This window comes from Pseudomonas sp. R2-37-08W, from assembly GCF_003851705.1.
GTDB lineage: Bacteria > Pseudomonadota > Gammaproteobacteria > Pseudomonadales > Pseudomonadaceae > Aquipseudomonas.
This window is the reverse complement of sequence record NZ_CP027728.1, coordinates 232107-246804: the sequence shown is the minus strand read 5'-3', so window position 1 is coordinate 246804 and position 14698 is coordinate 232107. Positions and strand designations below refer to the sequence as shown.

The 14698-nt window shown below is 58.2% G+C and carries 11 protein-coding genes and 1 tRNA gene; 7 read left to right on the top strand and 5 right to left on the bottom strand.

The annotated features are described in order from the left end of the window. Positions 1-64: 64 nt before the first annotated feature. Both oscA and dibA read right to left on the bottom strand, forming a co-directional pair. Positions 65-247, bottom strand: coding sequence for a sulfur starvation response protein OscA (oscA, locus tag C4J93_RS00980; RefSeq protein ID WP_003170956.1), 183 nt, complete (start codon positions 245-247; stop codon positions 65-67). Positions 248-547: 300 nt separating this feature from the next. After that, positions 548-2458 (bottom strand): phosphodiesterase DibA, encoded by a 1911-nt coding sequence (gene dibA / locus C4J93_RS00975; RefSeq protein WP_124428353.1) that lies wholly within the window; start codon positions 2456-2458, stop codon positions 548-550. A 166-nt stretch (positions 2459-2624) separates the two neighbouring features. Between dibA and desA the strand changes: the two genes are divergently transcribed. The 5 genes from desA to C4J93_RS00950 all read left to right on the top strand — a co-directional run bounded on the left by desA (position 2625) and on the right by C4J93_RS00950 (position 9327). Further along, entirely contained in the window at positions 2625-3809 is a 1185-nt protein-coding gene (gene desA / locus C4J93_RS00970; RefSeq protein ID WP_124369170.1) for a delta-9 fatty acid desaturase DesA, read from the top strand. Positions 3810-3997: 188 nt separating this feature from the next. Further along, a complete protein-coding gene (locus C4J93_RS00965; RefSeq protein ID WP_124428352.1) occupies positions 3998-4999 on the top strand; it encodes a sensor domain-containing diguanylate cyclase in 1002 nt (333 codons plus the stop codon). A 174-nt stretch (positions 5000-5173) separates the two neighbouring features. Further along, positions 5174-7153, top strand: a complete 1980-nt coding sequence (locus tag C4J93_RS00960; RefSeq protein ID WP_124428351.1) for an FAD-dependent oxidoreductase — start codon at positions 5174-5176, stop codon at positions 7151-7153. 74 nt (positions 7154-7227) lie between these two features. Next, complete coding sequence (locus tag C4J93_RS00955; protein ID WP_124428350.1) at positions 7228-8115, top strand: nitrilase family protein; 888 nt, start codon at positions 7228-7230, stop codon at positions 8113-8115. A gap of 12 nt (positions 8116-8127) precedes the next feature. Next, positions 8128-9327, top strand: coding sequence for a hypothetical protein (locus C4J93_RS00950; RefSeq protein ID WP_124428349.1), 1200 nt, complete (start codon positions 8128-8130; stop codon positions 9325-9327). An 82-nt stretch (positions 9328-9409) separates the two neighbouring features. Here the strand turns inward: C4J93_RS00950 and gabT are convergent, their stop codons facing one another. Both gabT and gabD read right to left on the bottom strand, forming a co-directional pair. After that, entirely contained in the window at positions 9410-10687 is a 1278-nt protein-coding gene (gene gabT, locus C4J93_RS00945; protein WP_124428348.1) for a 4-aminobutyrate--2-oxoglutarate transaminase, read from the bottom strand. A gap of 178 nt (positions 10688-10865) precedes the next feature. Continuing rightward, complete coding sequence (gene gabD / locus C4J93_RS00940; RefSeq protein ID WP_124428347.1) at positions 10866-12308, bottom strand: NADP-dependent succinate-semialdehyde dehydrogenase; 1443 nt, start codon at positions 12306-12308, stop codon at positions 10866-10868. A gap of 370 nt (positions 12309-12678) precedes the next feature. On the opposite strand from gabD, the gene C4J93_RS00935 reads away from it, so the two are divergent. Both C4J93_RS00935 and C4J93_RS00930 read left to right on the top strand, forming a co-directional pair. Continuing rightward, a tRNA-Arg gene (locus C4J93_RS00935) sits at positions 12679-12755 on the top strand. 255 nt (positions 12756-13010) lie between these two features. After that, the gene (locus C4J93_RS00930) at positions 13011-14297 is read left to right on the top strand and encodes a colicin-like pore-forming protein (protein ID WP_256660122.1); all 1287 of its coding nucleotides are present in this window, start codon (positions 13011-13013) and stop codon (positions 14295-14297) included. 18 nt (positions 14298-14315) lie between these two features. Here C4J93_RS00930 and C4J93_RS00925 read toward each other — a convergent pair whose 3' ends face one another. Continuing rightward, the gene (locus C4J93_RS00925; protein WP_124428346.1) at positions 14316-14654 is read right to left on the bottom strand and encodes a colicin E1 family microcin immunity protein; all 339 of its coding nucleotides are present in this window, start codon (positions 14652-14654) and stop codon (positions 14316-14318) included. Positions 14655-14698 lie beyond the last annotated feature (44 nt).

Genomic DNA, 14698 nt, shown 5'->3' with positions numbered 1-14698 from the left:
GAAGCTCCTGAAAATTCTTGAGTGTTGGCTTTTCTTATAGTTGCGGGTCTATCGCCGTTCTTGCTCAGCTCGGTTTGTTACCCGGGTTCTGCAGACGGAATTTTTCCTTGCGTTCGATCTGTACCACTTGAGCGTTGTGTACGGTGATTTCCACCGCGCCAAACCGCAGATCGCGCAAGGCGCTCTGGATCTCACGCAAAATGGCTGCTTCGTCCTGGCCGTCGACGCTACGTAGAGATGCGCTCATGGTCTCGCTCCTGAAATGAATAGTGCCTGGCAGTGGCGGCACTGCTTGCGGCGTGAGGGCGATAGTAGATAAGCGCGGATATTCTTAAAAATACTATTTAAGAATGTTTATATAACCAGAAAGAATTTTCTGACGGGACGTGGGGTTGCGCGCAGGTTTTGCGTTCAGCCACTGAAATTAAGGCCTGATGCAATCCAATGTGGGAGGGGGCTTGCTCCCGATGGCGGTGGGTCAGCCAAGCCTCACCAAGCTGATACACCGCTATCGGGGGCAAGCCCCCTCCCACAGTTTGATCGTATTTCAATTAAGGACCGGGGCTCGGTGCCAGTCGATATCGGCCGCCGGCATCGGCTTGCCAAACCAATACCCCTGCCCCATGTCGCATTCCTGATCCAGCAGGAAGCGCGCCTGCTCCACTTGCTCGATCCCCTCGGCATGCACCTGCATGCCCATGCTTTTGGCCAGGGCGATGACCACGCGCACGATGGCGGCGTCGTCTTCATCCCAGGGCAAGCCGGCGACAAAGCCTTGGTCGATCTTGAGTTTCTGCACCGGCAGGCGCTTGAGGCGCAACAGCGAGGAATAGCCGGTGCCGAAATCATCGATGGCCAGGCGCAAACCCAGCTCGCGCAGGCGGTGCAGTTGTTCAAGGGCGACTTCCGGGTCATCCATCACCGCGCTTTCGGTGACTTCCAGCTCAAGGAAGGCGGGGTCCAGGCCGGTGTCGTGGAGCACCTGGCCGACCTGTTCATAGAGTTCGCGCCGGGCAAACAGACGGCTGGAGACATTGATCGCGATAAACCCCAACGGCGCGCCGTCCGCCAACCATAGGCACATCTGGCGGCAGGCTTGGTCCATCACCCAGGCATCGATGTCGGCAATCAACCCGGTGCGCTCGGCGATGGGGATAAATTCAGCCGGCGGCACCAGGCCGCGCTCCGGGTGCTGCCAGCGCACCAGCGCTTCCACGCCAATCAAACGGCTGTTCTGCAGGTCGTGCACGGGCTGGTAATAGACGCGCAGTTCCTGCCGGTCGAGGGCGCGGCGCAATTCGCTGGCGATTTCCACACGACTCTGCGCGTGAGCCGTCAGTTCCTCGGTGTACAAGGCGTAGCTTTCACGGCCCGCGTTTTTGGCCTTGAACAAGGCCGAGTCAGCGTTGCGCAACAATTGCTCGGCGCTCAGCGCATCGCTGGGGAACAGGCTGATACCGATGCTGGCGCTGATAAACAGCTGGTTGCCGTCAAAAATGAACGGCTCCTTCATGGCCTCGAGCATGCGCTGGGCCATGGCCGCAGCCTGCATCACCTGTGGACAACTTTCCGCCAGCACGGCGAACTCGTCGCCCCCCAGGCGCGCCAGGGTCACCCCAGGCCCGAACAGCCCCTCGAGACGGTCGGCCACCAGCTTGAGCAGTTGATCGCCAACGTTGTGGCCCAGGCTGTCATTGATGATCTTGAAGTGATCCAGGTCCATCAACAGCAACGCACAGCCGCGCTTGTGCACGCGTGCCGAGGCCAGCGCCTGCTCGGCGCGGTCGGTGAACAGCAGGCGGTTGGGCAGGCCGGTCAGCGGGTCGTGGTGGGCCAGGTGCGCCAGCTCGTGTTCGGAGTCCTTGATGGCGCTGATATCCGAGAACACGGCGACGTAGTGGCTGATGTGGCCCTGGTCATCACGGATGACGCGGATGGTTTGCCACTGGGGGTAAATTTCTCCGCTTTTGCGTCGATTCCAGATTTCGCCGCTCCATTCGCCGCTGCGCTCGAGGGCCTGGAACATCTGTTGATAAAAATTCGACGAATGGCGCCCGGACTTGAACAGGCTGGGGGGCCGGCCCATGACGTCTTCGCGGCGGTATCCGGTGATTTCGATGAACGCCCGATTGACGTGCACGATCAGGCCCTGAGCGTCGGTAACCAGCACGCCTTCGCGGGTGCAATCAAACACCGCAGCGGCCTGTTGCAGACGTTCACGGTTTTCTTTCAGGGGGTGTTGCAGCGCGTGGGCACGGGCAAACCGCGCGCCCATCAGGTAAATAGCCAGCGCGCTCAGGCCTACCCAGACATAGCCGCGCAGTTGCAGCCAATGCACCAAGGCCCGGGGATCATCGATAAAGCTGATTAATAGATGGTGGCTAAGCTGGAGCCATAGAATGGAAATCAGCAGGTATACCAGCCCCGCACGTAGGGCTCCTCGGTATGAAAACAACATATGCTCAGTAATCCTTACCAAAAAAACACAATCGCCCTACGAAGGCTGAGGATTATAGAATAAGAAACATCCAGTCACTTCTATCTGAAAGGGCGGCTGGTTTTCTCTGTAGGCTTAGTGATAATGCGTGAGCTGTTCTTTACTTTATCTGAGGGCCATACAGCCTATGTGGTACAACGGTTTTCTTGACCTGTCAGCCTGGCAACTGGTGGCAGTCACGTTGTTGATGACCCATGTGACCATTATCGGGGTCACCGTCTATCTGCACCGTTATTCGGCCCATCGCTCGCTCGAGCTCAATGCTGGCCTGAAACACTTCTTCCGCTTCTGGCTGTGGTTGACCACGGCACAGAACACCCGTGAGTGGACCGCCATCCACCGCAAACACCACGCCAAATGCGAAACCGTCGATGACCCGCACAGCCCGGTTATCAAGGGCTTGTCCACGGTGCTGCGCAAAGGTGCCGAGCTGTACCGCGCCGAGGCGGAAAACCCCGAGACTCTGCGCATCTACGGCAAGAACTGCCCGGACGACTGGATCGAACGCAACCTCTACACGCGCTACCCGCTGCTGGGCATCGCGATCATGGGTGTCATCGACGTGCTGCTGTTCGGCACCATCGGCATCACCATCTGGGCGATCCAGATGATGTGGATTCCGTTCTGGGCCGCCGGCGTCATCAACGGCCTGGGCCATGCCGTAGGCTATCGCAACTTCGAATGCCGCGACGCGGCGACCAACCTGGTGCCGTGGGGCATCATCGTCGGTGGCGAAGAGCTGCACAACAACCACCACACCTACCCCAACTCGGCCAAGTTGTCAGTGAAGAAGTGGGAATTCGACCTGGGCTGGGCCTGGATCAAGGTGTTCAGCTTCCTGCGCCTGGCCAAGGTGCAGCGCGTCGCGCCGATCGCCCACCGTGTCGAAGGCAAGGGCCACCTGGACATGGACACCGCGATGGCGATCCTCAACAACCGCTTCCAGATCATGGCCCAATACCGCAAATTGGTGATCGGCCCGCTGGTCAAGCAGGAGCTGGAGAAAGTCGATCATTCGGTGCGCCACCAGTTTCACCGCGCCAAGCGCCTGCTGTCGCGGGAAACCAGCCTGCTGAGCGATCGCCACCACGTGCGCATCCAGAGCATGCTGGAACACAGCCATGCGCTGAGTGTGATCTACGAGAAGCGCCTGGCGCTGCAGCAAATCTGGCTCAAAACCAGTTCCAACGGCCACGACATGCTGGCGGCGATCAAGGAATGGGTGCACGAAGCCGAGGCCAGCGGCATTCAATCTCTGCGTGATTTCGCTCACCAATTGAAGACCTATTCACTGCGTCCCGCAGCGGTCTGACGGTACTGCGGGAGGGCTCTCCCTCCCGCACACTGGCTTTTTGGCGCCATTTTCCGGGCACCGCCAATCCATCCCGATCACGGAACTTCACCGCAATTCCCCTCTCTCAAAGAACACTTCGCCATCATGGTGACCCCTTGTAGTGACCGCTGTTCCATCCTGCGGCGCGCCCAGAGAGAGTTGTTCCGATGGTTCACGAAAAGCCCTGCCCGATTGACCTGTCCTCTGCCCAGCCACCGCGCCCAGCGGCGGCGTCGACCCTGCTGGCGCTGATGCATGCCCAGGGCGAGGTCGAGCGGCTGAGTGAGCGTGAGCAACTGCTCAGCTCGCTGCTGGTGAGCGTGAACGCGGTGCTGTGGGCCATCGACTGGGAAACGCGTCGCGTGCTGTACGTCAGCCCGGCCTACGAACGGATATTCGGCCGCAGCGCCGGTTTGCTGTTGGCCGATCACCGGGAATGGCGCAACAGCATCCACCCCGAAGACCTCGACTACGCCGAACACAGCCTGGCCCGCGTGCTGGAACAGGGCGCCGTGGAAGACCGCGAATACCGCATCGTCACGGTCGATGGGCAGATCCGCTGGCTCAGCGACAAATGCTATATCAACCAGCAGGCCGAGCCGGGCAAGCCGATGATCGTCGTGGGCATGGCCGAGGACATCACCGAAAAGAAGCAGTTGGAGCTGGAACTGCATCGCCTGGCCACCACCGATGTACTGACCCAGAGCAGCAACCGCCGGCACTTCTTCGAGCTGGCCAACCAGGCCTTTGACAGCGCCTGCATGCAGGGCACGCCGCTGGCGTTCCTGTTGCTGGACATCGACGACTTCAAAGACATCAACGACAGTTATGGCCACCTCGAAGGTGACCAGGTGCTGCGGCGCATCGCCGAAAGTGGCCGAGGCGTGTTGCGCCGTGGCGACCTGTTCGGCCGCATCGGCGGCGAAGAATTCGCCGCCATACTGCCCGGCTGCGCCCCGGACATGGCCCTGCAGGTAGCCGAGCGGCTGGGCAAGGAAATCCAGGCGCTGAGTTTCAGCGTTGAAGGCCACGCGTTTACAGTGACCGTCAGCCAGGGCCTGACCAGCCTGCGCGAAGACGACTCGACCCTGGACAGCCTGTTCGGCCGCGCCGATGCGGCGATGTATGAGGCAAAGCGCCAGGGTAAAAATCGGGTGATCGCGGGTTAGTGCTGACCAAATACAGGAGCGGGGGCTACCGTCGAAAGATTGCAGGCCCGCGCTACATCTGACGCCAGTCTCACCACAACGATCTACCACCCCGACACCTTCTCGCGTCACTAAATTCACTCACCATTGCCGCCGGTCATTCCTCACGACTGGCCAGACTCTGGAGCGTGAACCATGACCATCGGATCCACCTACGACTACCCCGCCTTAGTCGCCAAGCACTTGCCACACCACGCGCCATCCTCATGGCGAGGCCGTTTCCCGAGCCCTCCGGACTTGTGCTTCAACTATCGGAAATTGGTCGAACACGATTTTGGCATCGCCCAGGCAACCCAACCCGATTACAAAATCTGCATCGTCGGCGCGGGCATCACCGGCTTGAGCGCCGCGCGGGAATTGCTTCGGTGCGGATTCAAAAACGTCACATTGCTGGAACAGTCTCACCGCGTTGGAGGGCGTCATCTATCAACGCTCAACTCCGGCCAATCTCCACTGCTGGGTCAGACCCCCTTCGAAATGGGCGCCATGCGCATGCCGATGTTCAACCAGGCCGGTGAATCGCCTTTAGACGGTCAATCGCTGTTGGCCTACTATTGCAAACGCTTCGAACTGCAGCTATCCGACTTCCCCAATCCAGGAACGCCGCATGTGCGCAGCACTGGTATTTACCTGCGTGAAGGGCTACTCGAGGGACAGCTAGAGCCGCAAATGCTTATCTGGAAAAACTCGCAAGGTCATACACCTCCGCCAACAGAAAAATTGCAGCAGGTGTATGCCAAGTGGCGCCAATTTGCAGATCAGATGACGCACCAAGTCGCAAAGACCTATGGCACGCCGCAGTGGGAATCCCTATGGGCCGCCATCGTCGCGCGTTACCAGAGCCTGTCCTTCCGTGACTTGGTGACATTGGCGAGTGTTACGTGGAATGCCAATATTCCCGGGGACTTTGGCGGGCTCGGCATGACACAGGAAGAGTCCACCCTTTTCTATTCCATCGGCATCGGCGATGGCAGTTGGGGAGCGTTTTATGACGTGTGCTGCCTCTACCCTTTACGCACGGCGATCTTCGGCTTCAGCAGTCAACTACAACTGGTGCATGGGCGCGTCGGCATTGACGGCAATCCCGTTGCGTCACCGTACTTGGGGCAAACCAGCCTCAGAGATTGCAATGACTTGGCGTTCGACGCGCCGCGTTATCTAGGGCTCGCAGCGCTGGATGAGTGCCTGCTGTTTATGGAAACCAAGGTCAACGCCCAGTCCTTTTACGACCACTGCCGAGACCGCGGGAAGGGCTTTCTCACCGATACCTCAGTGACTCGCTTATCCAAGCTTGAAAACGGCCAAATCCGCGTGACCTATGACTGGCACGCCAGCAGCCCTACTGGTAAAGCCGAACGTCATGAAGACTTCGATGCGGTGATCATGACCCTGCCGTCCTGGATTATCGAAACACACATTCAGTTGGAAAATTTCAGCCAGGGCATGCTGCCGTATTCCGTCACCAATGCCTACAAAACCGCTCACTGGGAAACCAGCTGCAAGGTCTACGCACCGCTCAAGAAAAGCTTCCTGTCGAACAATAGAAAAATTCCCCAGACCATGGTCACCGACAGCTTTATCCACGATGTGTATACCTATCGCTACCACGACGCCTATCCCTATGACTGCATCTTGCTCAGTTACACCTGGGAGGATGACGCGACCAAACTGGCCTCTTTTGACGACCAAACACTGGTCAATAAGTGCGTCACGGAACTGGACCGCATCCTGTTACGCAGTGCCAATATCAAAGCGCCGATATCGCCCTACATCGATACACAAAACGCCGTCGTCCAACGCTGGATGACCGACAAGAACGCGCTAGGGTGCGCCAAGCTCTACCGCGCGGGGACTTACTACGATGCCGTCAGTTTGATGCAGTACAACCGCGACTATGCCCATGTTTCCGGCCTGTATCTGGCTGGGGAATCGTTTTCCGTGGATGCAGGCTGGACCGAGCCGTGCCTGCGCAGCGCCGTCGACGCCGTGATCAACCTCTGCAATACGACCCAAGCCGCGTTCAACGGGGGGTTTACCCTGGATGAGTACCCGCGTTACCAGGGGCAGCCATTGATACAGCAACTGCCTACGACTCAAGCGGAAACAGCCTACTGACGCATAAACAAAAAAGACTTCCTATTAAACGCCCACCCATTCCGGTGGGTTCATAACAATAAGAGGTCTGCACCATGAACGAGTCCACGAGTCCCGTACGCGTCGCCGTTGTGCAATTTGATCCGCAAGTCGGCACCCACAATCGCGCTTCCAACCTGGAAACCAGCCTGAGCCTTGCCCTGCAAGCGGTTAACAACGGCGCCAATCTGATTGTGCTGCCCGAGTTGGCCAATACCGGTTATCTATTCAACAGTCGCGAAGACGCCTATCTGCATGCCGAGCCCGTTCCAGACGGTCCCAGCCTGCGGGCCTGGATGGATTTCGCGCAGTTTCACCAGGTGCATCTCGTGGCAGGCCTGGCTGAACGCGACGGCATGCAACTGTTCGACACCGCCGTGCTGCTGGGCCCGGACGGCCTGATTGGCAAATACCGCAAGGCCCACCTCTGGAACAAGGAAAAGCTCTGGTTCAGCCCTGGCAACCTTGGGTTCCCCGTGTTTGAAACCCCCATAGGCCGCATAGGCTTACTGATCTGTTGGGACATCTGGTTCCCCGAGGTCCCACGCATCCTGACCCAGCAAGGCGCCGATATCATCTGCAGCCTGAACAACTGGGTGTGGACCCCACCGCCGCTGTTCGACGAAGCCGGCAAATGCATGGCCTCGTACTTAACCATGACGGCCGCCCACGTCAACAACGTGTTCATTGCTGCGGCCAACCGTATCGGCGAGGAACAGGATGCACGTTACCTTGGGTGTTCACTGATTGCCGGCACCAACGGCTGGCCCATCGGCAAGATCGCCTCACCTAACGAGCAAGCGATTATTTACGCCGACATCGACCTCTCGAGCGCTCGCAGCGCACCGATCTGGAACAGCCTCAACGACCTGCAACGGGATCGTCGCAGCGACCTGTATGACGGGATGCTCGGTTATCGCCTTCACCCGTGCCTGCCACGCTGATGGGGTGCGACCATGGCTTTCCTACCGACAAAAAAACTGTCATCAGACTCACCTGTTCGCCACCTTGTCCTTCTGGTCCTGGCCTCGCTCGCCCTGGCAGTGTCGCTCACCGGGTTATCAGTGGTTTATTCCACCTCGGCGCCGGAGCTCTGGCCAAGCTACAACGACATGATGGCCAGCCTGCCCAGCCCGACAGCGTGGGTGCGTTGGGTGGTCGGCGATATCAGCGAAGTGGCCTTCTACAAACACGAGTTCGCGTCACTCGGCCTGCTGCTCGGTGGCGCTTTCGGTTACTGGACCAGTCGTTATGCTCAGGCCTGGCAAGGCTTCAGCATCGCCTACGGCACGGGGCTCTGGCCCTGGTTGGTGACCAGCTCATTGCTGGGCTTACTGCTGAGCAATGCGATGTGGGGCTGGACCCTGACGGCAGACGCCTGGCAACCCACGTTCGCCGCCTTTGTTTCGCTGCCGGCGGCCATGGTGCTGCTGTTTGGCGGGGGGTGGAAGGTCACGCTCAATGGCGCCTTGCTCGGCGCGCTTCTGGTGACGCCGAGCTGCCTGTTGCTGGTCAACTACCTGTGCATTCCGCTGGGTTTGCCGGTGGTGATTGGCAATGTATTGGGCATGGCTTTAGGCAGTGTGGTGGCGTTTTTACTATGCCGTGCCCTGCCGGTGCTGGTAAGTCGCGCAGTTGACCCCAAAGCGAGCATCCCTCCCGCTGCCGCTCTGAAAACACCCGATTACGGTATACGCTGGACGTTACGTCGGGTGCTGGCGGACTTTTCCGAAGCGCCGTTCTATGGCAATGAGTGGGCCAGCCTGGGTTTGCTCGCTGGGGTGTTGCTGGCCTACGCACTAAATCCCCTGAGTCCCGCTTATGGATCTGGATGGTTGCCACACCTGATTGCAGGCCAAGCGCTGACCTCACTCATCGGCATTATCCTGTGGCGCCGGCAATGGCGTGAGCGTGGCTGGTACCCAACCTATGTGCCCCTGGTCTCGGTAGTGCCCGCTGCCGTGTTGACCTATGGCGGCAACCCAACAGTGATTGTAGCCAGCGCAATACTCGGCGCGCTGATCGCGCCGCCATTGGCCTGCGCGATTGCCGGGCGCCTGCCTGGCTACCTGCACCCGTACATCGGCAACGTCTTGTCCATGGCGATCAGTACGGTGTTGATCGTGCCGTTGATCGGTGTGGTGATCGCGGATTAACCCAAACAACGCCTGGAGGTGATTCATCAGGCATAAAAAACCCCGCCGAGGCGGGGTTTTTCTATCGAGAAAGGCGCTGGGCTCAAAGCTCAGAGAAGCACTCTTCAATGATTGCCAAGCCTTTGTCCAGCTGCTCGTCCGGCGAGGTCAGCGGCACCAGTACACGCAAGACGTTGCCGTAGGTACCGCAGGACAGCAGGATCAGGCCCTTGTCACGCGCCTTGGCCACCACGGATGCAACGGCAGCGGCGTTCGGCTTGTGGCTATCGCCATCTTCGAACAACTCCACGGCAATCATCGCGCCCAGGGCACGCACTTCGCCGATTACCGGGTATTTGGCCTGGATGGCCTTGAGGCCGGTTACCAGGCGCTCGCCGACGGCCTTGCAGCGGTCCAGCAGGTGCTCTTCTTCGAACACTTCCATTACCGCCAGCGCGGCCGCGCAGGCAATCGGGCTACCGGCGTAGGTACCGCCCAGGCCGCCTGGGGCGATGGCGTCCATGTATTCGGCCTTGCCGCACACACCGGCCAGCGGGAAACCACCGGCGATGGATTTGGCGAAGGTGGTCAGGTCGGCGGCGACACCCATCTGTTCCATGGCGAAGAAGGTGCCGGTGCGGCCGGCACCGGTTTGCACTTCGTCGGCGATCAGCAGGATGCCGTGCTTGTCGCACAGTTCGCGCAGGCGCTTCATGAAGGTTTTCGGCGCGACGTAGAAACCGCCTTCGCCCTGCACCGGCTCAATGATGATCGCAGCGATATCACGCGGCTCGGCATCGTTCTTGAAAATACGCTCGATGCTGGCGATGGCGTCGTCGTCGCTCACGCCGTGCAGCTCATTGGGGAACAGCGCTCGGAACACGCCGCCCGGCATCAAGCCCATGCCGGCCGAATACGGCACGACCTTACCGGTCAGGCCCAAGGTCATCATGGTGCGGCCGTGGTACGCGCCGGTGAAGGCGATCACACCGGCACGGCCGGTGGCGGCGCGGGCGATTTTCACGGCGTTCTCGACCGCTTCGGAACCGGTGGTGACCAGCAGGGTTTTCTTGGCGAAATCACCTGGCACCTTGGCGTTGATTTTCTCGCACAGCTCCACGTAAGGCTCGTAGGCCAGGACCTGGAAGCAAGTGTGCGTCAGCTTGTTCAGCTGCTCGGTCACCGCCGCGATGATTTTCGGGTGCACGTGGCCGGTGTTCAGCACGGCGATACCGCCGGCGAAGTCGATGAACTCGCGACCTTCAACGTCGGTCACGGTGGCGTTCTTCGCGGATTCGGCGAAGATCGGGTGAATCTGGCCAACACCGCGCGGTACAGCGGCTTCGCGGCGTTTCATCAGGGAAGCGTTGGTCTTGCTCATAAAGTCCTCATTCGCCGCTCATCGGGCGGCGTGGCTCAAGGATAAGTGGCGGGGAGGCAACTACGGCAGCATGCGATGATCGACTGCCACAGCTTTCCGGCCACTGCGAATAACGGCGTAAAACACGCAAAGGGACAGCGCTCTCGTGCCCTCTGCGTTTACTGCAATCCCTTACCGGTCAGATGCCCAGGCAGAGGTATTTGATTTCCAGGTAATCCTCGATCCCGTACTTGGACCCTTCACGGCCCAGGCCCGAAGCCTTGATGCCGCCGAACGGCGCCACTTCGTTGGAGATCAACCCGGTGTTGACGCCGACCATGCCGTATTCCAGCGCTTCAGCCACACGGAACACACGGCCCAGGTCACGGGCATAGAAGTACGACGCCAGGCCGAACTCGGTGTCGTTGGCCATCGCGATCACTTCGGCTTCGTCTTTGAAGCGGAACAGCGGCGCCAGTGGGCCGAAGGTTTCTTCCTTGGCCACGGCGGCGTTTTTCGGCACGTCAGTCAGGATGGTCGGCTCGAAGAAGTTGCCTTCCATCGCCTTGCCACCGGCCAACAGTTTGGCACCTTTGCTCAGGGCGTCGGCGATGTGTTCCTGGACCTTGGCCACGGCCTTTTCGTCGATCAGCGGGCCGGTGGTGGTGCCTTCTTCCAGACCGTTGCCGATCTTGAGCTTGGCCACGGCCACTTTGAGTTTTTCGGCGAACGCGTCGTATACCGAATCCTGGATATACAGGCGGTTGGCGCAGACGCACGTCTGGCCGTTGTTGCGGTACTTGGAGATGATCGCGCCTTCGACGGCCTTATCCAGGTCGGCGTCGTCGAACACGATGAACGGCGCATTGCCGCCCAGCTCCAGAGAGACTTTCTTGATGTCCTTGGCGCACTCGGCCATCAGCTGGCGACCGATTTCGGTGGAGCCGGTGAAGGATAATTTACGCACGATCGGGTTGCTGGTCAGCTCGCCGCCGATGTCGCCGGCGCTGCCGGTGACCAGGCTCAGCACGCCTTTCGGGATACCGGCACGGTGCGCAAGTTCAACCAGGGCCAGGGCCGAGAACGGGGTTTGCGACGCCGGCTTGATCACCATGGTGCAACCGGCGGCCAGGGCCGGGCCGGCTTTGCGGGTGATCATCGCCGCAGGGAAGTTCCAGGGGGTGATGGCAGCGGTCACGCCTATCGGCTGCTTGATCACGATCAAGCGCTTGTCGGGTTGATGGCCGGGGATCACGTCACCGTAGATGCGCTTGGCTTCTTCGGCGAACCACTCGATAAAGGAAGCGGCGTAGACGATTTCGCCCTTGGCTTCGGCCAGCGGCTTGCCTTGTTCGAGGGTCATCAGGCGGCCGAGGTCGTCCTGGTTCTCGATCAACAGTTCGAACCAGCGGCGCAGCTTATTGGCGCGCTCCTTGGCGGTGAGTGCACGCCAGGCCGGCAGGGCCTTGTCGGCGGCTTCGATGGCGCGGCGGGTTTCGGCGGCGCCCATCTTCGGCACGGTGCCGAGAATCTCGCCCGTGGCCGGGTTGTTGACCTTGATGGTTTGACCATTGTCCGCATCGACCCAAGCGCCATCGATGAACGCTTGCTGGCGGAACAACTGGGTGTCTTTAAGCTGCATGTCGGCTTTCCTTAACAGCACCGCGCGCACGCGGAGCGAATTAGAGTTGTTGAAAGGCGCCTGGTGGGCTGCCGTCAGGGAAATCAGCCTCAACGCGCCACAGTGAATAGATAGAGCACGAGAGGCAGAGCGTTTGAAATCTCAAACGAATCCTAGGAGCAATGGGGGTACAGGGCAATAGGATGTTCGAAAAAAAGAACAAAAACGCCATATCCGTCAGACCTTTCTGATCAGCGTAGTTGCACTTGGTTTAACCGCACTGATCGATGGCCCCGGCCCAGAGCCTGCACGCGGCGGATTCCTACACTTAAAGGCCCAAAGACCGGCATGGACGCCCAAGGTCGACATGGGTATGATGTCGCCCGCACAAGCATCCGTAGCTCAGCTGGATAGAGTACTGCCCTCCGAAGGCAGGGGTCGTGGGTTCGAATCCCGCCGGGTGCACCAGATATGAATGAAAAAGCCCCAGGTCGGGAGACCTGGGGTTTTTTTTGTTTTTAGCGTTTGATCGTTCCCTCGCAAGGAAGCGATCAGTGAAATGAAACCCTCCCAAAATATGCATAAATGCATATTTTCTTGGCATCGATACTGTTTTTATGTACAGTATCGGTGTGCTGGCTTCTGCCTCACGCCGTTTGCCCTCCCCTGCAATCGTTAGCGAGGTGGGCATTCTCAAGGAAGCTAAATATCAAGGAGATATTCATGACAGACATTACTCTACCCCCAATCATCGTAACGCCAGAGCCGCCACTACCCCTTCCTCCGGGGCCCCTACCAGGCGGGGGTTTTATTGCCAAGCCATTGCCGTGGGATGGGAAGATCGTTGATTTTTCAGACATCGATGCGCTCATGCGAAAAATGAACTTCAGTCATCCTGACAGTACGATGACGAAAGTGGCGCTGGCTGTCAGGGCGCAAAAGCAGATTGCAGACTCTTACGCTGCTAACTTGCCCAGCTTGCTGGCCGATATCGACTCGGAGATTGCTACAGCGGTTGGGGCGGATGCTCTTTCGGCATTGGAAAAATCCAAGAAAGAAAAAGCCGTCGTTGATGCGCTAATTACCACCTCACAGACTGACCTCACTGCCAGTCTTGCGGCTGCCAATGCTTACTTCGGTAGGGACCCTCTACTGAAAGACATACCGCACAATTCGGTAGATTTCGTCAATCGTGAATATAAAGATCGGTTAGGCTTCAAACACGCGTATCAGGCACTTGTCGACTCCTATAGCGCGGCCTATAAAAGCAGATACCTGTCTGAAAAGATTCGATTGTTGACTGAAAAATCTAACGCCTTGACGGGTTTGATCGCTACCGCTCAAGCGGAGGAAGACGCACGCCTTGCGGCGCAGGCAGAGGCCGAACGCCTGGCTGCCGAAGCCGCAGCAAAAGCTGAAGCAGAGCGTCTTGCCGAAGAGCAGGCAAAAGCCGATGCGCAAATCAAAGATGCTATTAAATTCACTGCCGATTTTTACAAGGAGATCGGAGAGAAATTTGGGCAGCAAATGTCAACACTCTCAGCAGAATTGGCCGACAGCGCAAAGGGCAAAAAGCTTCGCAGCGCACAAGAGGCACTGAATGCCTTTGAGCAATACAAGGGCGCTCTGGATAAGAAATTCAGTGCGGCTGACCGCGCGGCCATCGTCAATGCTCTGGATTCGCTTGATAGCGCTGAGCTGGGAAACAACCTGAATATATTTGCCAAAGGCTTTGGGTATGTAGGCAAAGCCATTGATGCCTATGACTTGCTTAATGAAGTGAGTAAAAGCTACGCGACAGGCGATTGGAATAACACGGCACTGAAAGTGGAAACACTGTTTGCAGGTGCTGCGGCAACAGGCCTGATTGCTTTCGCGTTCGGAGTGACTGTTTCGTCACCCGTTGGGATTGTGGCGTTTGCGCTGATCATGGCATTTGTAAGTGCATTTATTGACGATAAACGTGTTAAGCAATATAACGATGCGCTCGACGCAGCGCTTCCTTTCTAAAAACACGAAGTGGCCTTTTTAGGCCACTTTTTTTAGTGCCGAATAGAATAGAAATCCGAGCACGGCCGGAATGGCAAAAATTATGCAAACCATATAAAAAATCACATACAGCCCGTTTTTCCCAGGCGACTCCGTCAGTAAGCCGGTAGTCCAGAATTCACGACGCGTGAATCGAAGCGCCGTCTGCTCGATTATAAATCGAGAGAACGGAAACAAGAAAATACTGCCTGTTCCTAAAATCAGAACAGTGAAACTCATATCCTCCACAAAAGTGCGCTCTCCAAAAATATCGGTAAAGAAGAGGAAAAATATGAAAATGGATATCATAAAATTCTCAATAAGATATTTTTTACTCATATCAACTCGCACTTTAAATTCACTTTAGACTTCTGGGCTACCAT

What these genes read in the sequence shown, in the direction of transcription:
- oscA (WP_003170956.1), bottom strand. Translation starts at nt 247, where the DNA reads ATGAGCGCATCTCTACGTAGCGTCGACGGCCAGGACGAAGCAGCCATT.
- dibA (WP_124428353.1), bottom strand. Translation starts at nt 2,458, where the DNA reads ATGTTGTTTTCATACCGAGGAGCCCTACGTGCGGGGCTGGTATACCTG.
- desA (WP_124369170.1), top strand. Translation starts at nt 2,625, where the DNA reads ATGTGGTACAACGGTTTTCTTGACCTGTCAGCCTGGCAACTGGTGGCA.
- C4J93_RS00965 (WP_124428352.1), top strand. Translation starts at nt 3,998, where the DNA reads ATGGTTCACGAAAAGCCCTGCCCGATTGACCTGTCCTCTGCCCAGCCA.
- C4J93_RS00960 (WP_124428351.1), top strand. Translation starts at nt 5,174, where the DNA reads ATGACCATCGGATCCACCTACGACTACCCCGCCTTAGTCGCCAAGCAC.
- C4J93_RS00955 (WP_124428350.1), top strand. Translation starts at nt 7,228, where the DNA reads ATGAACGAGTCCACGAGTCCCGTACGCGTCGCCGTTGTGCAATTTGAT.
- C4J93_RS00950 (WP_124428349.1), top strand. Translation starts at nt 8,128, where the DNA reads ATGGCTTTCCTACCGACAAAAAAACTGTCATCAGACTCACCTGTTCGC.
- gabT (WP_124428348.1), bottom strand. Translation starts at nt 10,687, where the DNA reads ATGAGCAAGACCAACGCTTCCCTGATGAAACGCCGCGAAGCCGCTGTA.
- gabD (WP_124428347.1), bottom strand. Translation starts at nt 12,308, where the DNA reads ATGCAGCTTAAAGACACCCAGTTGTTCCGCCAGCAAGCGTTCATCGAT.
- C4J93_RS00930 (WP_256660122.1), top strand. Translation starts at nt 13,011, where the DNA reads ATGACAGACATTACTCTACCCCCAATCATCGTAACGCCAGAGCCGCCA.
- C4J93_RS00925 (WP_124428346.1), bottom strand. Translation starts at nt 14,654, where the DNA reads ATGAGTAAAAAATATCTTATTGAGAATTTTATGATATCCATTTTCATA.